The organism is Mesorhizobium sp. M0408 (genome assembly GCF_040321495.1).
In the GTDB taxonomy this organism is placed as follows: domain Bacteria; phylum Pseudomonadota; class Alphaproteobacteria; order Rhizobiales; family Rhizobiaceae; genus Mesorhizobium.
The window spans coordinates 24,012-42,379 of record NZ_JAMYRO010000004.1 but is presented as its reverse complement, the minus strand read 5'-3'; the positions used below and the strand labels follow the sequence as shown (position 1 = coordinate 42,379).

The window sequence follows — 18,368 nt, the reverse complement described above, 5'->3', positions numbered from 1 at the left end:
TCCAGACTCAGGGCGTGATCTAGAATCTGGTCACCACGCCGATGCCGATGCCTTCGAAGCCGCCCATCGCCATCAAAGCGGCCGGCGCTTCCTCGAGGCTGATCTTTTTGCCGACCAGCAGTTCGGGTTTGAGCTTGCCGGTGCGGATCATCTCCATCATCGCCTGGTAGCGAAACGCCTGCATACCGTGGCTGCCGCGGATTTCGAGCTCGAATGCGATCACCTTGTCCATCGGAATCTGCGACCTGGCATGGTCGCCGAGCATCAGGCCGACCTGCACGTGGCGCCCGCGGCGGCGCAGGTTTGCGATCGAGTTGAACGAGGTACTGGGGTGGCCGAGCGCGTCCATCGACATGTGCGCGCCGCCATTGGTGATTTGCTTGACCGCCTTGACCACGTTCGGCGTCTTTGCCGCGTTGATCGTCGCCACCGCGCCGATCTTTTTGGCAAAGTCCAGCTTCTCGTCGGTGAGGTCGATGGCGACGACATTGGCGCCCATGGCGCTGGCGATCATGATCGCCGACAGGCCGACGCCGCCGCAGCCGTGCACCGCCACCCATTCGCCGGGCGTCACCCGGCCCTGGTCGACGATGGCGCGGAACGAGGTGACGAACCGGCAGCCGAGGCTGGCGGCGGTGGCGAATTCCATCTCGTCGGTCAAGCGCACGAGATTGGTGTCGGCATGGTCGATGGCGACATATTCGGCGAACGACCCCCAGGCGCTGAAGCCTGGCTGGAACTGGTGCTCGCAGACCTGGTGGTTGCCCGAGGTGCATTCGAAACAGCGGCCGCAGCCGACGGCGAAAGGCACAGTGACACGCTCACCGGTCTTCCAGCGGGTCACCTGCTTGCCCACCGCGGCGACGACGCCGGCAAGCTCGTGGCCGGGCACATGCGGCAGGCGGATGCCGTCGTCGTGGCCCATCCAGCCATGCCAGTCGCTGCGGCAAAGCCCGGTCGCCTCGACCTTGATGACGACGCCTTCTGGCGCCGGCGTCGGATCCGGCACGGTCTGGATCGTCGGCGCCTCGCCGAATTTTTCGAAGACGACGGCTTTCATCGGCAGTTCCTCATCACTTCATGCAATTTGCGGTCTACTCGGCATCGATCTGGTTCTCAGGCGCGGCCTTCTGGAACGCCGGCAGCGCCATGCAGGCGGCATTGATGCGCGAGATCGTCGGGTAGGGCGTCATGTCGACGCCGAAGCGGGCATTGCTGGTGACCTGTGCGACCAGGCAGATGTCGGCCAGCCCCGGCGTGTCGCCATGGCAGAATGTCTTGGTCTCAGGCGAGGAAGCCAGAATCTTTTCAAGCGGCTGGAAGCCTTCGTTGACCCAGTGCCGGAACCAGTTGACGACATCCTGGTCGCCGGCGCCGAACAGTGTGCGCAGCGAGGTCAGCACGCGCAGATTGTTCACCGGATGGATGTCGCAGGCGATCATCTGCGCCAGCATCCTGACGCGGGCGCGGCCAGGCGCATCCTTGGGCAGCAGCGGCGGCTCAGGCGTGGTCTCGTCGAAATATTCGATGATCGCCAGCGATTGCGTCAGCAGCGTGCCGTCGTCCAGGACCAGTGCCGGCACCAGCCCTTGCGGATTGACCGCGAGGTAGGCGGGTTCGAGATGCTCGCCGTGGCGCAAATGATGCGGCACGTAGTCGTAGGACAGGCCCTTCATCTCCAGCGCGATCCGCACCCGGTAAGAGGTCGAGGAGCGGTAGTAGTTATGGAGGACGATGTCGCTCATCGGATCGGTTGGCCGATGGTCAGTTCGATTTCGCCGATGCCGTCGACGCCACCGGTGATCTTTTCGCCCGGCCCGACGGCGCCGACGCCAGCCGGTGTTCCGGTGAAGATCAGGTCGCCGGGCTTAAGCTCTAGCGCCTCGCTGCAAATCGAGACGATGTCGGGAACCGGCCAGATCAGTTCGGCGAGGTCGCCGTCCTGCCTGATCTCGCCGTCGACCGCGAGCCAGATGCAGCCCTTGTCGGGATGACCGGATTTTTGCGCCGGAACCAGCGGGCCGCAGGGCGCTGAACGGTCGAAGGCTTTCGACCAGTCCCACGGCCTTGCCGCCTTTTTCGCCTCGTCCTGAAGGTCGCGGCGAGTCAGGTCGACGCCGACGCCGTAGCCCCAGACATGGTCCAGCGCCCGCTCGCGCGGTATGCGAAAGCCGGCTCTGCCGATCGCGACGACCAGCTCGATTTCGTGATGCAGGTTTTGGGTCAGCGGCGGGTAGGGGATCGTGGTGCCCGAACCGACTGCCGCGTCGACCACTGCGTCGCCTGGTTTGGTGAAGAAGAAGGGAGGGTCGCGCTCGTCATTGCCGAGCTCGCGGGCATGAGCGGCGTAGTTGCGGCCGACGCAGAAGATCCGGCGCACCGCAAAACGCTCCGGCGAGCCGGCCACGGCCACCGACGGGGTTGCGGGCAAGGGAAGGACGAAGCCGGTCATGCACTGTCTCTGTTCAGTGGATATGTCGCTGGCACATTCGACCGATTTGGCCGGTCGGGCAAGGCATTGCATCGCGCAAAGGCTAGGCCTGCCGCGTTGCGTCGCGGAAATCGCCGGTACATTTTGCTCTGCCGGCCAAGATGGCAATGTACTATTTGGGAACAAGCCGGCCACGGCGCGAAGCGCCTGCCGCCAACGCCTGAGACTGTCGACCGTTGGTTTCGGGGAACGGACATGACAGCCCCTTTCGGTCCGTCCCCCTACTTCGGGCGTGTCGTTATCTCGCACTTGCACAAAGCTCTGGTGCGCTGCAATATAGCTGGAGGAATGCGGCCTCCAGCCCACCTTTCGCAGGTTCAATGAAGGGACCGGCATGACGGACATCTCCGCGACGCGTCTTGTCGTGTCCAGGCCTGTGGCCGATAGCTCGGCAAGAACCAGGCTTGCCTATCTCGACGGCTGGCGCGGCCTGTCGATCGCGCTGGTGCTGATCGGCCATTTCTTCCCCGTTCCCGGCATCAATCTCGGCGTCCTGGGCGTCGAATTCTTCTTCGTGCTCAGCGGCCGGCTGATGGCCGAGATCCTGTTTGTCGAATACTATCCGCTGAAGAAATTCTTCAAGCGCCGGTTCTCCCGCATCTACCCGGCACTACTCATCTTCGTCGTCGCCGCGATGGTTGCCTTGTCCGGCACATTCATCGCCTTCAAATGGAAGGCGGCGCTGACGGCGCTGACGTTCACCTACAACTATGCCGGAATTCTCGTCACCCGCGCCGGCGCGCTCGACCATATCTGGTCGCTCTGCGTCGAAGAGCACGCCTATATCATCCTGGCGCTGATCAGCGTCGTCGTCTCGGGGCGGTCCCGGGTCATCATGTTGCTCGGTGCATTGTCGGTGCTGGCCATGGCAAACGGCGCCATCTCCTACTGGGTGCTCGCAATAGGCTACGAGGGCACCTATTGGCGCACCGACGTGCACATCGCCTCGATCCTGCTGTCGGCGGTGATATGCCTGCTCAAGGCCGACGACAGGCTGCCGGCGCTGCTCAAGGGGCCGCATGTCGCCCCGGCGGCCTCAGTAGTGGCTGTGCTCCTTTTCATGGCTGCCGTGCCAACCCCGATCCACTATCTGGTCGCGGTGCCGCTGTTGGCACTCGCCGTCAATTTGCTCGACTTCAGCAGCCGGTATCTGACCGGGTTTCTATCGTCCCTGCCGATGACGATGCTGGGGCTGTGGTCGTATTCGCTCTATCTTTGGCAGCAGCCCTTTTATCAAATCGTCGACATAAAAGGCAGTTCGCCGTGGTTGATGCTTGCGGCGGCGTTCGCTTGCGCGCTGTGCAGCTACTACATCATCGAAAAGCCGGCCCGCTCCTGGCTGAACCGCAATTGGTAGGGCGAACGGCGCCCGCCGTTCAGCCGGCGATCCGTCTTGCATAATACCGCACGGCTTTCCTGCCGCCGTGGATTACCGCGTCGCCCACTTCCGCAAAGCCGAGTGCGGCATGGAAGGCGTCCGAAGCCGGATTGGGTGGCTCGGCATTGACTTCGCAGGTGACGATCGCCTGGCCCGCGCGTGACGCCTGCTCGAACAGATCCTCATACAGCCGGCGGGCATGGCCGCGGCCGCGCGCTTTGGCGCCGACCACGACGCGGTCGACGTAGACGAACCGCGGATAGCGCTCGCGAAACCACAGGAAGTTGGGGCTGTCGTAGCTCGCGTCCTGGTCGAAGGTCATGATGAAGGCTTCGAGTGCACCGATGCGGCGCGTGTAAAACGCTTCGCCGAGCAGGAAGGACAGGCGCTCAGGTTCGAGCCATGATAATTCCGCAGCGTGCTCGTTGTTGAGCGCGAGGATGGCGGGCTCATCCTGCGGCGAAACCCGTTCGATCGGCAAACGCATTTCGATCATGTTTTTTCTTCGATCTTCCAGGATCATGTCCGGGCAGCGGCGATGGTCGCCGCCACCAGCGCCTCGTCGGTCACGGTGTTGCGGTATTCGCGGTCGAGGTCGGTGCCGCCCATGCCGACTTTCGGGTTGCGGTAGCGCATGGCACTCGGCACGTCCTTGAGCGCGGCGAAGTGCATTTCGCTCAACCCGGTTTTCCTCCGCACCTTGCTGATGTTCTCGGGATCAAGCCCGCCGCAGCCGAGGATGATGATGCGGTCGCCGGCCTGCCTGACAAGCTCGGCGAGCAGGTCCGCGCCTTCCAGTGCCGTGTCGCGCTGGCCGCTGGTCAGCACGCGGCCGACCTTGCAGCGGATCAGCGCTTCCAGCGCCTCGGTCGGGTCGCGGGTCATGTCGAAGGCGCGGTGGCAGGTGACGTTCAAGCGTCCCGCCGCCTTAACCAATTCGCTCATGCGCTGTTCGTCGATAGTGCCGTCGGCAGCGAGGCAACCGACGACGACACCGGCGACGCCGAGCTCGGCAAGCGCGCCGACATCGGCGAGCATCGAACGATATTCGGCTTCGCCATACAGAAAATCGCCGCCGCGCGGCCGCACGATGACGTGGAACGGGATCGTCGCCAGCTCGAGCGCGGCGCGCACCGTGCCGAAGCTCGGCGTGATGCCGCCCTCGATCAGGCTGGCACAGAGCTCGACACGGTCGGCGCCTGCGGCTTGCGCGGCCAGCAGGCCGTCTATGCCTTCGACGCAGATCTCGATCAACGGGAGGCGAGGGCGTTCGGTCTCGGTCATGGGCGATCCGTCGATGATTTCAGCTGGCCAGCGGTAGCATCGGGCATGGTGCGATGAAAGCCGGAAGTGTTGGCTCAATGTGCTTGCGGGCGCGCCTGCCATTCCGCCGCTTGACACATTCATAACTTAAGCGTTATACGTAACTCATAGCTGGTGGGTTATTGGTTCTCATGGAGAGCGCGTTGTTGATAGCCCAGCCAAACCGCAAACAACGGGTCCGAAGTCATGACTGAAGCAACCACAATCGAAACCAAATCCATTGTCGTCGAGCGTCTGATCCCGCATGCGGCTGAAAAGATATGGCGCGCACTGACCGTGCCGCATCTAGTTGCCGAATGGCTGATGGAGAACGACTTTGCGCCTGAGCAAGGCCATCGCTTTACCTTTCGCGCGACGCCGGTGCCTGGCTGGTCCGGCGTGACGAACTGCGAGGTGCTGAAGATCGAGCCGCCACGCCTGCTAGCCTACAGCTGGGGCGACGGCACCGAATCCGACAGCGGTCTGAAGACCGTGGTGACATGGTCGTTGACGCCCGAAGGTACAGCGACGCGGGTGCGCATGGAGCATTCCGGGTTCCGGTCCGAGGACGAGCGCGGCTACATCGGCATGGGAAGCGGTTGGCCGCGCATTCTCGAGCGGCTTGAGCGGGTGACTGCCTCGCAAAGCTGAAGATCCCGGCGCTCGCCTTGCCGCAACGCGGCGGCCGGCGAACTGACAGAACCAAGACATATCGAGACCCCGGATGTTCGTCGTCCGGGCTTGAAAAAACACGCCGAAGGAGACCGCTATGCAAGCACGATTGAAAAACCCGGTGGTGCTCATTCCCGGCGCCTTGCAGGCGCTGCTCGCGCTGGACAAGTCTACGGAAACGGCTGACCTGTCCTATGTGACGCGCAAGCTCGTCCATTTGCGCGCCAGCCAGATCAACGGATGCAGCCTCTGCGTCGATATGCATGCGCGCGAATTGAAGAAGGCCGGCGAAAAGGACGAACGCATCTTTGCCGTGTCCGCATGGCGGGAGACACCCTACTTCACCGACGCCGAACGCGCCGCGCTGGCACTGACCGAGGCGGCAACCCGGTTGGCCGACCGGCCGGATCCGGTGCCGGATGCAGTCTGGGACGAGGCCGCCCGGCACTATGACGAAAAGGCGCTTGCCGCCCTGGTCGTCCAGATTGCCCTGATCAACGCATTCAACCGGCTCAACGCAACCACCAGGCAGATGGTCGGCGCCTGGGGCTGAACGGGGCCGGATTCTCGAAAAGCCACATCAGATCCGCAGCTTGTGCGAATTCGCGCGGACGAAGTCGATGAAGGCCCGCAGCTTCGGTGGCACGAGGCGGCGGCTGGGATAATAGAGGTGGAGCGGCTCGTAAGCGGGACAGAAAGGCTCCAGCACCTTGACCAGCGCGCCTGAGGCGAGAAGCGGCGCGGCGAGGCCCTCGACCGCGAAGGCGAGGCCAAGCCCTTGCGCGGCGGCGGTAATGCACAGCGGAAGCGTGTTCACGACCAGGCATGCGTCCGGCGTGAATGCGACTTCGCGTCCCTCCACAATGAACTCCCAGGGCGAAATCGCGCGCGTGCGGGTCAGGGCGAATGCGATGCAGCGATGGGCGGCGAGGTCTGCCGGCCGTTTCGGTGTGCCGTTGCGCGCCAGATAATCGGGGCTGCCCACCACGACCATCTGCAGGGGCCCGCCCAGGCGCGCGCCGATCATATCTCTCTCGAGAAGCTCGCCGATGCGCAGGCCGGCATCGAAGCCGTCGGCGGCGATGTCGACGAAGCTGTCGTCGAAAATCAGACTAAGCCGCACTTCGGGATAAGCATCCATGAACGGCCGCATCAATGGACTATCAGCAGCGGCGCGGCGATCCAGGGCAAGCTGAGGCGCAGCGTGCCGGCGGGACGATCGCGGCTCTCGCGCAGAGCCGCACCAGCCGCCCAGATGTCTTCGGCTGCCGGGCGCACATGGTCGAGGTAGTGGGCGCCAGCTTCGGTCAAGCCAACGCTGCGGGTCGTGCGGTTGAGCAGCCGCACCCCCAGGCGCTCCTCGAGCCCCTTGACCGCCTCGCTCAACGAGGCCGGAGCGACGCCGAGCTCAGCGGCGGCGCGGGTGAAGCTTTTGGCCTCCGCAACCTTGACGAAGGCGACGATGCCGCTGAATTGGTCGAGGCGCATTGTAAGGATTTTCCAAATAGCCCTGTCGAACTCTACTGGTTTTTCCGGCGAACAAAAGGCGTCATGTTGGGTCCGACGAACCGGCCTCGGGAACGGCTCGAAAAGACAAGGAAACAGGATCGATGACCAGGCTTGCTTTACTCGCCGCCGGCACTCTTCTGGCGGTGTCTGCCGCCCCGGCGCACAGCGGGCCACTGGAAGACCGCAATATCCAGCTCATCAAAGACTATTACGCAGCTTACGCGACCGGCAATCCCGAGGCCATGCGGCCCTTCCTCGCGCCCAACGTCGTGTGGCGTATTCCCGGCCATCATCCGCTCGCCGGCGACAAGCGCGGGCCGGACGAGGTGGTCGCCTTCTTCCGCGGCCTGGCCGATGGCAAGTTCAAGGCCGAGCCGATCTTCTTCCAGGCGCAAGGCGACGTCGTTGTCGACGTCCATCGCGGCTGGTCGAATGTCGGCTCAGGTCCCGAGATCGACCAGTTCTACGCGCTGATGTTCCGCATCAAGGACGGCAAGATCGCCGAGGCACAGAATTTTTTGACCGACATGTACCAGTCGGACACCTTCTACTGGGCGCATTACCCGCTGAAGCCGCTGCCCGGCCGACTGGCTGGCGAGCGCTGAGACGGCGGTCTTTCTCGCAACGCGCAGCGCTTCTCACTCCAAGCCAAAGGAGACTTGCGATGTTTAAAACCCTGACACTTGCCGTAGCAACCACCGCCGCGCTCGCCGCCTCCAATGCCGTCGCCGCACCGCGCGTCGAGCGCGTCACATTCTCCTCGCATGGTGAGCAGCTTGTCGGCGAGCTCTATCTGCCAGAGGATCTGGACGCGGCAAAACCTCGGCCGGCGCTGGTCGTGACCGGCGCCTGGATGACGGTGAAGGAACAGATGCCGGGCCGCTACGCCCGCGAGATGGCCGATCGTGGCTTCGTCGCCTTGACCTTCGATTTTCGCGGCTGGGGCGAAAGCGGCGGCATGCGCCGCCAGTACGAGGACCCTAGCGCCAAGATCGCTGACATCGAAGCGGCCGTCGCCTATCTCGCGAGCCGGCCCGAGACCGACAAAGACCGCATCGGCGGGCTCGGCATCTGCGCCAGCTCCGGCTATATGGTCACCGCTGCGGCAGGAAACGCCGCGATCAAGTCGGTCGCCCTCGTTGCGCCCTGGTTGCAGGATGCCGAAGTGGTCGAGCAGACCTATGGCGGCCGGAATGGCGTCTTCAGGCTTGAGGCCGTGGGCGATGCGGCCAAGGCTGAGTATCGCCGCACCGGCAAGCAAGCGTTCTTGCCGGCCGCGAGCCTGACCGACGAGCGCGCGATCATGTTCAAGGTGCCTTACTACACCGAACCCGATCGCGGCATGATCCCGGCGTGGCGCAACGAGGCCGATCCGGCGTTCTGGCGCGGCTGGCTGACGTTCGACGCCATCCAGGCTGCTCCGCGCCTGCACCAGCCTTTTTTGATGGTGCACAGCGAGGCGGCTGCCATTCCGAAGGGGGCGCACAAATTCTACACGCGGCTGACCAGTTCCAAGCGGGAGCTGTGGCTCGACAATGTCACCCAATTCGATTTCTACGATCGTGCCGCGCCGGTGAAGGCGGCGAGCGATGCCGCCGCCGCGCACTTCCGCGCGACGCTCGGCAGTGCGGGGGAGGCGGGACAATGAGCCTCGTCACGCGCCGGCATGTCCTGGTCTCGGCGATTTCCGCTGCGATGATTTCCGCCGTCTCGGCGCCCGCCTCGAGCGCGCCGGGAGATGCGCTGACGGTCAAAGACAGGATCGCAATCACCGAGGCAGTGGCCGGGATCGGCCTCTATGCCGACCTGCGTGAATGGAACCGGGTCAGATCCTATTTCGCGGCCCGTGTCACGACCGACTATACCAGCCTCTTCGGCGGCGAGGTCACGACCAGCGGCCGCGACGCGCTGATCGCCCAATGGCAAGGGCTGCTGCCGGGCTTCGACGCCACCCAGCACCTCATCACCAACATCATTGTCGAAGGCGCGGACAACGGTGCGGTTGCACGCAGCCATGTCCGCGCAACCCATTGGATCGGTTCCCGGTTCTGGACGGTTGGCGGCAGCTATCTCCACCGGATGGTGCGGACGCCTGAAGGCTGGCGCGTCAAGGCAATCTCCATCCGCCGCTTATACGAAGAGGGGGATCGCGCGGTGCTGGCCGCCGCCGCCGACCGGGTGAAAGCTGCGGAGTGAATCCGGTGTTCCTTGCTGGAGTGCCCGACGACCGCAGTTACTGGCGCAACACCGTGTTCTTGGTGCCCTCTTCGACCTGGTCAATGACCAGCAGCTTGACCGGATCGGCGCCGATATTGGTCGCCTGATGCCACTGCCCGATCATCTCGATGATGAAATCACCTGTTTGATAGGTGTTGCTCTTGCCGGTCTCGACATTGGTGACCTGAAGCGTGCCAGCCTCAACATAGGCATAGCGCGGAAACGGATGCTTGTGGACCGGCAAGGTGGCGCCCGGCGCGATCTGATAGGCCGAGACCAGGACCTGGACGTTCTTCTGCGGCAGCGTGATCGGCTGGCCGGATGCAGTTTCGGTGCGGGAGGCAAGCGGGGTCACGACAACCGGCGTCCCGCTGGCATCCAGCGCCTGGGCGTTATTTGCAAGCAGAACCGCCGCGAGCAGCAGCGTCGATCCCAAGATTTTTCGCATGATTCCCCCCGAGCTGCGTCAGCATTGCGCAGCAAGCATTGGCGCGCAAGCTTGTCTGTTCAAGAGCGCCTTATCCCGCTCTTCTGAACATGCCTGGGGTCATGCCATGCATAGTCCGGAAGGTACGGGAAAGATGGCTCTGGTCGGCGAAATCCGCCGCGATAGCGGCGTCGGCGAGGCCAAATCCCTGTTCGATCAGCGCGCTCGCCCGGCGCAATCGCCGGTCGCGGATATAGGCCGCCGGCGTCAGGCTAATTACCTTGTTGAAGTCGCGGATGACCTGGAACCGGGTCACGCCAGCCGCGCCGGCAAGCCGCTTGAGGTCGAGCTGCGAGCCAAGCTCGCTTTCGACAAGATCGCGGTAGAGGGAAAATCTTCGCTGCGATCCGGAGCTTTCGATCTCTTCGGCCTGTCCGCTCGAGTCGCCATGCCGAACGATCAGCCGTCGCAGCGCCACGAGCAGGGACGTCTCGGCCGTCATTGTGTCCGGGGATGTCGAGCCCTGGTGTGCTGCCGTCAATGCTGCGGCGAGACTGCTGTCTTCGATCGTCGCGCGCGAAAACACCGGAGCGCCGTCGCGGCCGAGTTCGCGGGCAAGCGCGGTCATCAGCGGCACCGAAGGATAAAACGTCCGGTAGGCCCAGCCTTCATCCGCCCCGCGTTCGCCGTCATGCCACTCCTCGGGATTGACGACGGCAATGGTGCCTGCCGGAGCGAGAACGCTTTTGCGGCCGATGCGAATGCGCTCGCAGCCAGAGGTGATCAGGGCGATCACATAGGTCGGATGCGTGTGCAGGTCGTAGCGGTGCCGGGTGAAGCGCGCCTCGAACAGGCCAAGGTCGGGGAAGCACGGATGGCGCCAGTATTTCCCGGTCTCTGCCGCTTCGTTTGTCCTTGCCATGGTCAATCCGGTTCAAGACGCCTCTCGCCGGGCCTTCTATGGCTGGCAAACCAAGCCGCTTTTTGTCGGCGGAAAGGAGGCATCATGTTGCATAATGACCCCATCGCCGCGCTGACACCAGAGGTCGTAGGCTGGCGGCGCCATATCCATGCCAATCCGGAGCTCGCATTCAATGAATACGAAACGGCGCGTTTCGTTGCAGAGAAGCTGCGCTCCTTCGGCGTCGACGAGGTGCATGAAGGGATCGGCGGCACCGGCGTCGTCGGTGTCCTGCGCAGCGGTGGCGGCGCACGCGCCATCGGCCTTCGCGCCGAGCTCGACGCGCTTCCGGTGCTGGAGAAAACCGGCTTGGCCTATGCCTCCAGGAAAGAAGGAGTAATGCACGCCTGCGGCCATGACGGCCACACCGTCATGCTGCTCGGCGCCGCCAAACTGCTCAGTCAATCGCGCACCTTCGACGGCACCGTCACTTTCATCTTTCAGCCGGCCGAGGAGAACGAGGGCGGCAGCATGCGCATGATCGAGGACGGCCTGTTCAAGCGCTTTCCGGTCGAAGCGGTCTATGCGGTCCACAACTGGCCGGGCATCAGGCTGGGGACGATCGCCGCCCGCGTCGGGCCGCAAATGGCGGCCGTCGATAATTTCGAACTGACCTTCGAGGGTCTTGGCGCTCATGCCGCCATGCCGCAGCTCGGCGACGACCCGATCCTGGCCGCCAGCGCCTTCGTGCAAGCCGTCCAGCGCATCGTCAGCCGCTCGGTCGACCCGCAGAGCGCGCTTGTCGTCAGCATCACGCAGATCCATGGCGGCAATGTCGGCAACATCGTGCCGGGCAAGGTCTGGCTGCAAGGCACTTGCCGCTTCTTCGAGCACGGCCTTTCCGACCATTGCGAGAGGCTGATCGGCGAGATCGCACAAGGTATTGCCGCCGCGCATTCGCTCAAGGCCAGGCTCGACTACAGGAAGGGCTATCCGCCGCTGATCAATACGGCGGATGCGACGGCCCGCGCCGTCGAGGCCGCCGCCTCCGTCGTCGGCCGGGAGAATGTCTTGACCGAGTTCAGCCCCAGTCTCGGCTGCGAGGATTTCGCTTTCATGATCCGCGACGCCGGCGGCTGTTATGCGTGGATCGGTGCCGGCGAGGTCGGCCCGGGCGAAGGCCTGCACGGCGACCGCTACGTTTTCAACGACGAGATCGTGCCGACGGTGATGCGCTATTACGGCAACCTCGTCGAGCAGACGCTTCCGCGGCCCGATCCTTCTACAGCAGTTTTTCCGGCGTGATCGGCAACTCCCGGATTCGTTTGCCTGTGGCGTCGAAGACGGCATTGGCAACAGCAGCGGCAACGCCGGTGGCGCCGAGTTCGCCGATGCCTTTGCCGCCGATCGGGCTGGCATGCTCGTCCACCTCGTCGACGAAGTGGATTATGATATTGCCGGGAATGTCGGCGTTGACCGGAATGGCGACCCCGGAAAGGTTCTTCGACAAGAACCGCCCAAGCACTGGTTCGTGCCTGCTCTGCTCCATTGCCGCCATGCCCCATCCCCAGATGATGCCGCCCGTCATCTGGCTGCGTGCGGTGCGGGGATTGACGATACGGCCGGCGCTGTAGCTGCCCACGGCGCGACGAAGCCTGAGCAGGCCGAGCCCCGGATCGACGCCGACCTCCATGAAGATCGCGCCGAAAGTGCGCATCGCAAGGCCTTTGCCATGCTGCGCCGGATCGAACGAGCCCGAGCCGGTGATCTCGCCGATGTCGGTATGACTCATCACGTCGGCGATCGTCTGACCGCCGGCAGCGCCCCTGCGGCGAATATGGCCGTCTTGCATCTCCACTTCGTCCGGCAGCAGATTGGCAAGACGGGCAAGCTGCGAACGCGCATCTTCGGCAGCGGCAAGCACCGCCGCGCCCACCCCCATGGTCGATGACGAGCCATAGGTCGGCCCCGCCTCCGGCAGCTGCGTATCGCCCATTTCCAAGTTCACCTTCTCCATCGGCAGGCCCAGCACGTCCGCCGCGATCTGCGGAAAGATGGTGAGTGTTCCGGTCCCTATGTCCTGGGTGCCGGTGCGGATGAGCACCGTGCCGTCCCGGCGCAACCTGACTTCGGCTGCAGGCGTCGGGTTGCGGAAACAGCCCATGCTGCAGGTTGCCATGCCGTAGCCGATCAGCCAGTCGCCGTCGCGTTGCGGCTTGCGCGGGCGCTCGCGCCAGCCGAACAGGCGGGCGCCTTCCTCATAAGCCTCGCGCAGCTTCTTCGACGACCAGGGCTGGCCGGTAGCCGGATCCGTGTCCGCATGGTTGACCAGACGCAGGTCGAGCGGATCGATGCCGAGGCGGTGGGCGAGCTCGTCCATCGCGCTTTCAAGCGCCCAGGTGCCCGGACCCTCGACCGGCGCGCGCAGCGGCGTCGGCATGGCGACGTTTGCGCGCTCCACGCGCTGGCTGAGACGCATGGCCGGCGTGGCGTAGAGACCCTTCGAGGCTTCGGTGGCGAACTCGACGAAATCGTCGGTCACGGTGGTCAGGTTGACCACGTCCTGCTGCACGGCCGTCAGCTTGCCCGACCTGTCCGCCGCCAGCACGATCTTCTGTGCCATGCGCGGCTGATACCCGAGGCAGGAATAGGCATTGGCGCGGCTGAGCGCCAGCCTGACCGGGCGCTGCATGATGCGCGCGGCGGCGGCGGCCAGCACCTGATGCGGCCAGATCCAGCCCTTGCCGCCGAAGCCGCCGCCGGTATGGCGGGAAATCACGCGGACCTTCTCGGCCGGGACATTCATGCGGGCGGCAACCACCTGGCGGACACCGTAGACGTGTTGCGTGGCGTCGTGCAGCGTCAGCTCTCCGTCATTCCATTCGGCGAGCGTCGCCGAGGGCTCCATGGCGTTGTGATGGCGCGACGGCTGCAAATACACGGCTTCGACCGTGGCGGCGGCGTCAGCAAGCCCGCGGTCGACCTCGCCCTTCGTAAACGTCGGCTCCAGGAACAGGAAGCCGCTCTCCCTCGGCGAGACAGCAGCCTTGTCGATGGCGGTCCACTCGGGGGGTGCCGGCAACTCCGGCTCGGCGAACTCGTAGCGCAATGCGACGCGGCGGGCACCGGCCTCCGCTGCCTCCAGCGTCTCGCCCAGCACAATGGCAAGCGGCTGACCCTCGTGACGTATCTCGTTGCCCTGCATGGGCATGAAGCTCTGCGCTGCCGGCGGGCCTTCGGCCTGCTGCATCTGCGTATCGGGCTCGGCCCTCGGCGATGCGAACCGGCCGAATTTGGGCATGTCCTCATGCGTGAGCACACGCACGACGCCGTTCTCGGCGAGCGCGTCGTCGACCATGATCGACGTCACGCGGCCGGCGGGAACGGGCGCGGTCACGAGTACCGCATAGAGCAGATTGGGGGCAAAATAGTCGGCCGCATAGCGGGCGCGGCCGGTCACCTTGACGCCGCCGTCAGGGCGGGCAACAGGCTGGCTGATCATCATGACGGCATCCTCGCTGCTCTTTCGATCGCCCGCAAAGCGGCGGTCTTGGCCAGTTCGATCTTGTAGGCGTTCTGCGACAAGGGACGCGCTTCGGCGAAGGATTGCTCGATAGCGGTGCTCAATGCCTCGCGATCGCCGATTTCGGCACCGGCGAGCTGCTCCTCGGCGGCGCTCAGCCGCCACGGCCGCAGCGCGACGGACCCCAGCGCCAGGGCCGCCCGACGGATGGTTTGGCCGTCCATCTCCAGCACAGCGGCGGCAGAGACGATGGCGTATTCGTAGGATTCGCGCTCGCGCACCTTGAGGTAAGCCGATCGCGGCGCCGGCGCCGGCAGCTCGATTGCCGTGATCAGTTCGCCTTGCTGCAACACATTGTCTGCCTCGGGCCGCGTGTCGGGAAGCAGGTGGAATTCCGCTGCCGGAATGCGCCGGCCGCCGCTGCGGTGCGCGGTGACGATGACCGCATCAAGTGCTGCCAGCGCCACGGCCGGGTCGGATGGCTGGGTGGCGACGCAATCCTCGGTCCAGCCGAATATCGCGTGATTGTCGTTGATGCCATGCAATGCCGAGCAGCCGGAGCCGAGCTGACGCTTGTTGCATGGCAACTGCTCTTCGGCACGGAAATAGGCACAGCGCGTCTTCTGCAGAAGATTGCCGCCTATCGTTGCTAGGTTTCTCAGCTGCGGCGATGCGGCGTTGAGGATCGCCTGGCTCAACACCGGATAGTCGCGCATGACCAGCGCATGCTGCGCGACATCGTTGAGATGCGTCAGCGCGCCGATCGTCAAGCCGCCGCCGGGCAGTGCCTCGATCTGATCCAGCCCGTCGAGGCGGGAGATGTCGATGATCCGGGTCGGCTCGGCAATGCCAAGGCGCAGCCAGTTGAGCAATTCGGTGCCGCCGGCGAGAAAGGCGCTGTCCGGCGCGGCACCTGCCGCGATCGTTTCGCCCAGGCTGTCGGCGCGCGCGTAGACGAATGGGGTCATTGGCTCACCCTCCCGGCCGCCGCGCGCACGGCCTCGACGATTTGCGGATAGGCCGAGCAGCGACACAGATTACCGCTCATCCATTCGCGGATCTCGGCATCGGAGCCGGTATGTCCCTCCTCAATCAGCGCCGCCGCCGACATCACCTGGCCGGGCGTGCAGAATCCGCACTGGAAACCATCATGATCGATGAACGCCTGCTGCACGGGATGAAGCGCATCGTCGTTTGCCAGGCCTTCGATCGTCGTGACCTCGCGTCCCTCGCAGGACACGGCAAGTATCATGCAGGCATTCACACGCCGTCCGTCGAGGTGCACGGTGCAGGCGCCGCACTCGCCGAAATTGCATCCCTTTTTCGTTCCGGTCAGATGAAGCCGCTCGCGCAGCAGGTCGAGCAGCGTGACGCGGGGATCGAGATCGGAAAGGCTGTGATCCTCTCCGTTCACCCGCAACCGCAATAGGTGCCGATCGTGGAAGTCCATTGGGGGTTACCTCGAAGCACATGCCGTACTCGTCGCAGGGACTCGTCCAGCAAGCAGCCACCCACCTGTCGAGGCGAAATAGGGCGATCGATTTTAGGGAAAAGGCGCTGCCGGTCAGGGAAAGCGAAAAAACGCGCATTTGAGATTTGCGGCGGAGCGGAAAGGCCCTGCATAACTGTGGTTCACGGCCGTCCCAACATGAGCCGAATGCAGACGGTCCCCCCTTTAGGGACGATTACCATGAGCTGCAGTCACCTGGTGAGGTCTAAGACTATCTTTCCGGGAGCGTGGCCGGTGCGATTGCGCTCGATCGCGGATGCCAGATCGTCGAAGCCGACCACTTCTGCAATCGTGGACCGCAGCGAGCCGTCAGCGATCTCTTGAGCGATTGTGGCTAGGCGCGCGGTGTCAGGTTTGACTGACAACCAGATGCCATGACGGCCTGCCGGGGCGCGCGAAACCACATCAGTTGCAGCGATGCTGGCAAGGACGCCGCCAGGCGATAGGACCGACCAAGATTTGTCTAAGACCTGGCCCCCGACAAGATCGACGATAAGGTCAATGTCGCTCGCAAGAACCTCGAAGTTCTGTTTCTGGTAATCGATCACTTCGTCAGCGCCCAAGGCTTGGACATGGGCCACGCTCTTGGTTGAGGCTGTAGCATAGACGGTCGCTCCAGCCGTCTTGGCGAACTGGACAGCGAAGCTGCCCACCCCGCCAGCCGCGCCGTGGATCAACACCCGCCGCCCCCGAAGGTTGAAATCGGCGACCTGAAGGACTTGCCATGCCGTGATCGCCGCCACCGGTACTGCCGCTGCGTCAATGTCTGACAGGACCGCAGGCGTCTTGACAAGTTTTTCGGCATTTATCAGCAAGTGGTCAGCATAAGCGCCCAGGCCACCCAGCGCGGCCATGACCCGGTCTCCGACCCTCACGCCTTCGACGTTGGAGCCGGTCCGCAGCACGACCCCCGCCATTTCGATGCCAAGCGTCGCGGGCAAAGATAACTTGAACTTGTCGCGGACGTAGCCTTCACGGATTTTCCAGTCGATTCCGTTTACTCCGGCAGCCTTGACCTGGACGAGCACTTGGTCGGGACCAGGCTCTGGGGCGGATAGCCAATCGACTTTCAAGCTCTCTGTGCCGCCATATGCTTGAAGACGTAGGGCCCGGCCGGAGCCAAGCGGTTCAGACCGGCGGGGGGCGCTTTTGAAGTCATTCATCGGGTTTATCCTTCCTGTGGGACGATATAGTTTGAAATCTCTCAAGAAGAACTTCTAAGTATGCAGTCCACATCGGGTGAGAAATGTTTATTCGGCTGCTGTCGCTTGGGGATTTACTTGCTTTCGCTTTACGCGCTCAAAGCAGGATAGTCGGTGTAGCCCAGGGCGGTGCCACCATAGAAAGTGGCTTGGACTGCCGCATTCAGCGCCGCATTGGTCTTCAACCGTTCCACAAAGTCCGGATTGGCCAGGACCATCTGGCCGTAGGACTCCTGATCGGCCAGCCCCGAAGCTACGTCGGCGCCGATCTGGTCACGCGGACGACTTGGCCGATTGAGGATCAGCGATTGGTGCCAGAGCTTGCGGATATCGGCCAGCAGCGCCTCGTCGCCCTGGTGCATGATGTGCACGTAAGCGAGCCCGAGCTTGTCGAGTTCGGCGACCAGATAGCGGTAGAGGTCCGGCCCCTCGGCGCCTTCGTCGATCCCCCATATCGTCGTCCCGGGTGACAGGCGGATCGCGGTGCGGTCCGCGCCAATCTCCTCGGCGATCGCCGTGGCGACTTCGATGGCGAAGCGCGCTCGGTTCTCGATCGACCCGCCATATTCGTCCGTGCGCGTGTTGGCGCTGGGCGCGAAGAACTGCTGGACCAGGTAGGCGTTCGCGCCGTGAATCTCGATGCCGTCGGCGCCGGCCTCGACCGCCGAGCGCGCGGCATGGCGGAAATCGGCGACCGTCTGGCGCACCTCTTCGGTCGTCAGCGCGCGCGGCGGGGGAATGTCCTGCATCCCCGTCATGGTGAACATACCCGTCCCCGGCGCTATCGCGGACGGCGCGACCCCTTGGCAGTGATGCAGCGTATTGTCGGGATGCGACATGCGCCCGGCATGCATGAGCTGGATGAAGATGTGGCCGCCCTTGTCGTGCACGGCAGAAGTGATCTTCCGCCAGCCGGCGACATGGGCGGGCGTGTAGATGCCGGGGGTGGTGAGATAGCCCTGGCCGTCATCCGAGGGCTGGGTGCCTTCGGTGACGATCAGGCCGACGCCGGCGCGCTGGGAATAATATTCGGTGGCCAGCTCGCCCGGCGTACCGTCGAAGCCGGCGCGGCTGCGGGTCATCGGGGCCATGACGAGGCGGTTAGGCAGAGTGTAGCGGCCGACGCGGACAGGGGTGAATAAGGGACTCATTGGGATCTCCGTTTGCTGGAGCGCTTGTCCACTATTCCAATGTCGGGATAAATCCGGCAAAAGTGAAATCAATATTCCAAATATG

21 protein-coding genes are annotated in these 18,368 nt (G+C 64.0%); 7 read left to right on the top strand and 14 right to left on the bottom strand.

Going from position 1 to position 18,368, the window contains the following annotated elements:
• Positions 1-19 precede the first annotated feature (19 nt).
• Genes NKI67_RS05800 through NKI67_RS05790 form a run of 3 tightly spaced genes read right to left on the bottom strand, consistent with a single transcriptional unit; the run spans position 20 to position 2,452 of the window.
• Complete coding sequence (locus tag NKI67_RS05800) at positions 20-1,060, bottom strand: zinc-dependent alcohol dehydrogenase family protein (RefSeq protein ID WP_352568888.1); 1,041 nt, start codon at positions 1,058-1,060, stop codon at positions 20-22.
• 34 nt (positions 1,061-1,094) lie between these two features.
• A complete protein-coding gene (maiA, locus tag NKI67_RS05795) occupies positions 1,095-1,745 on the bottom strand; it encodes a maleylacetoacetate isomerase (RefSeq protein ID WP_023676422.1) in 651 nt (216 codons plus the stop codon).
• Positions 1,742-2,452, bottom strand: coding sequence for a fumarylacetoacetate hydrolase family protein (locus NKI67_RS05790; protein ID WP_352568887.1), 711 nt, complete (start codon positions 2,450-2,452; stop codon positions 1,742-1,744). Before NKI67_RS05790 ends, maiA begins: the two co-directional genes overlap by 4 nt.
• A 373-nt stretch (positions 2,453-2,825) precedes the next feature.
• Here NKI67_RS05790 and NKI67_RS05785 point away from each other — a divergent pair, with 373 nt between their 5' ends.
• Complete coding sequence (locus NKI67_RS05785) at positions 2,826-3,848, top strand: acyltransferase family protein (protein WP_352644719.1); 1,023 nt, start codon at positions 2,826-2,828, stop codon at positions 3,846-3,848.
• A gap of 19 nt (positions 3,849-3,867) precedes the next feature.
• On the opposite strand, the gene NKI67_RS05780 is transcribed toward NKI67_RS05785, so the two are convergent.
• Both NKI67_RS05780 and NKI67_RS05775 read right to left on the bottom strand, forming a co-directional pair.
• Positions 3,868-4,356: a GNAT family N-acetyltransferase gene (locus tag NKI67_RS05780; protein WP_023676419.1), complete on the bottom strand. Its 489-nt coding sequence runs from the start codon at positions 4,354-4,356 to the stop codon at positions 3,868-3,870.
• A 32-nt stretch (positions 4,357-4,388) separates the two neighbouring features.
• Complete coding sequence (locus tag NKI67_RS05775; RefSeq protein WP_023676418.1) at positions 4,389-5,153, bottom strand: copper homeostasis protein CutC; 765 nt, start codon at positions 5,151-5,153, stop codon at positions 4,389-4,391.
• Positions 5,154-5,378: 225 nt separating this feature from the next.
• On the opposite strand from NKI67_RS05775, the gene NKI67_RS05770 reads away from it, so the two are divergent.
• Both NKI67_RS05770 and NKI67_RS05765 read left to right on the top strand, forming a co-directional pair.
• Positions 5,379-5,822 (top strand): SRPBCC family protein, encoded by a 444-nt coding sequence (locus NKI67_RS05770; RefSeq protein ID WP_023676417.1) that lies wholly within the window; start codon positions 5,379-5,381, stop codon positions 5,820-5,822.
• A gap of 118 nt (positions 5,823-5,940) precedes the next feature.
• Positions 5,941-6,396: a carboxymuconolactone decarboxylase family protein gene (locus NKI67_RS05765; protein WP_023676416.1), complete on the top strand. Its 456-nt coding sequence runs from the start codon at positions 5,941-5,943 to the stop codon at positions 6,394-6,396.
• Positions 6,397-6,423: 27 nt separating this feature from the next.
• Here NKI67_RS05765 and NKI67_RS05760 read toward each other — a convergent pair whose 3' ends face one another.
• Positions 6,424-6,984, bottom strand: a complete 561-nt coding sequence (locus NKI67_RS05760; protein ID WP_352644717.1) for a LysR substrate-binding domain-containing protein — start codon at positions 6,982-6,984, stop codon at positions 6,424-6,426.
• Between the two features lie 11 nt (positions 6,985-6,995).
• Complete coding sequence (locus NKI67_RS05755) at positions 6,996-7,331, bottom strand: LysR family transcriptional regulator (protein WP_352644715.1); 336 nt, start codon at positions 7,329-7,331, stop codon at positions 6,996-6,998.
• A gap of 122 nt (positions 7,332-7,453) precedes the next feature.
• Between NKI67_RS05755 and NKI67_RS05750 the strand changes: the two genes are divergently transcribed.
• Genes NKI67_RS05750 through NKI67_RS05740 form a run of 3 tightly spaced genes read left to right on the top strand, consistent with a single transcriptional unit; the run spans position 7,454 to position 9,548 of the window.
• Complete coding sequence (locus NKI67_RS05750) at positions 7,454-7,957, top strand: nuclear transport factor 2 family protein (protein WP_352568881.1); 504 nt, start codon at positions 7,454-7,456, stop codon at positions 7,955-7,957.
• A gap of 59 nt (positions 7,958-8,016) precedes the next feature.
• A complete protein-coding gene (locus NKI67_RS05745) occupies positions 8,017-9,000 on the top strand; it encodes an alpha/beta hydrolase (protein ID WP_352568880.1) in 984 nt (327 codons plus the stop codon).
• A complete protein-coding gene (locus NKI67_RS05740) occupies positions 8,997-9,548 on the top strand; it encodes a nuclear transport factor 2 family protein (protein WP_352568879.1) in 552 nt (183 codons plus the stop codon). The genes NKI67_RS05745 and NKI67_RS05740 overlap by 4 nt, the downstream gene beginning before the upstream one ends.
• A gap of 37 nt (positions 9,549-9,585) precedes the next feature.
• On the opposite strand, the gene NKI67_RS05735 is transcribed toward NKI67_RS05740, so the two are convergent.
• Together NKI67_RS05735 and NKI67_RS05730 are read right to left on the bottom strand one after the other, a co-directional pair.
• The gene (locus NKI67_RS05735) at positions 9,586-10,017 is read right to left on the bottom strand and encodes a cupin domain-containing protein (protein WP_352568878.1); all 432 of its coding nucleotides are present in this window, start codon (positions 10,015-10,017) and stop codon (positions 9,586-9,588) included.
• Between the two features lie 70 nt (positions 10,018-10,087).
• Complete coding sequence (locus NKI67_RS05730; protein WP_352568877.1) at positions 10,088-10,918, bottom strand: AraC family transcriptional regulator; 831 nt, start codon at positions 10,916-10,918, stop codon at positions 10,088-10,090.
• Between the two features lie 84 nt (positions 10,919-11,002).
• On the opposite strand from NKI67_RS05730, the gene NKI67_RS05725 reads away from it, so the two are divergent.
• The gene (locus NKI67_RS05725; protein WP_352568876.1) at positions 11,003-12,202 is read left to right on the top strand and encodes an amidohydrolase; all 1,200 of its coding nucleotides are present in this window, start codon (positions 11,003-11,005) and stop codon (positions 12,200-12,202) included.
• Here the strand turns inward: NKI67_RS05725 and NKI67_RS05720 are convergent.
• The 5 genes from NKI67_RS05720 to NKI67_RS05700 form a co-directional block, all read right to left on the bottom strand.
• Positions 12,180-14,402, bottom strand: coding sequence for a xanthine dehydrogenase family protein molybdopterin-binding subunit (locus tag NKI67_RS05720; protein WP_352568875.1), 2,223 nt, complete (start codon positions 14,400-14,402; stop codon positions 12,180-12,182). The genes NKI67_RS05725 and NKI67_RS05720 overlap by 23 nt on opposite strands.
• A complete protein-coding gene (locus NKI67_RS05715; RefSeq protein WP_352568874.1) occupies positions 14,399-15,388 on the bottom strand; it encodes an FAD binding domain-containing protein in 990 nt (329 codons plus the stop codon). Before NKI67_RS05715 ends, NKI67_RS05720 begins: the two co-directional genes overlap by 4 nt.
• Positions 15,385-15,870 carry a (2Fe-2S)-binding protein gene (locus tag NKI67_RS05710; protein WP_352568873.1) on the bottom strand — a complete coding sequence of 162 codons (486 nt, stop codon included), beginning with the start codon at positions 15,868-15,870 and terminating at the stop codon, positions 15,385-15,387. Before NKI67_RS05710 ends, NKI67_RS05715 begins: the two co-directional genes overlap by 4 nt.
• Before the next feature lie 251 nt (positions 15,871-16,121).
• Positions 16,122-17,093, bottom strand: coding sequence for an NADP-dependent oxidoreductase (locus tag NKI67_RS05705; protein ID WP_352644711.1), 972 nt, complete (start codon positions 17,091-17,093; stop codon positions 16,122-16,124).
• A 128-nt stretch (positions 17,094-17,221) separates the two neighbouring features.
• Positions 17,222-18,283 (bottom strand): alkene reductase, encoded by a 1,062-nt coding sequence (locus NKI67_RS05700; protein ID WP_352644709.1) that lies wholly within the window; start codon positions 18,281-18,283, stop codon positions 17,222-17,224.
• Between the last annotated feature and the right edge of the window lie 85 nt (positions 18,284-18,368).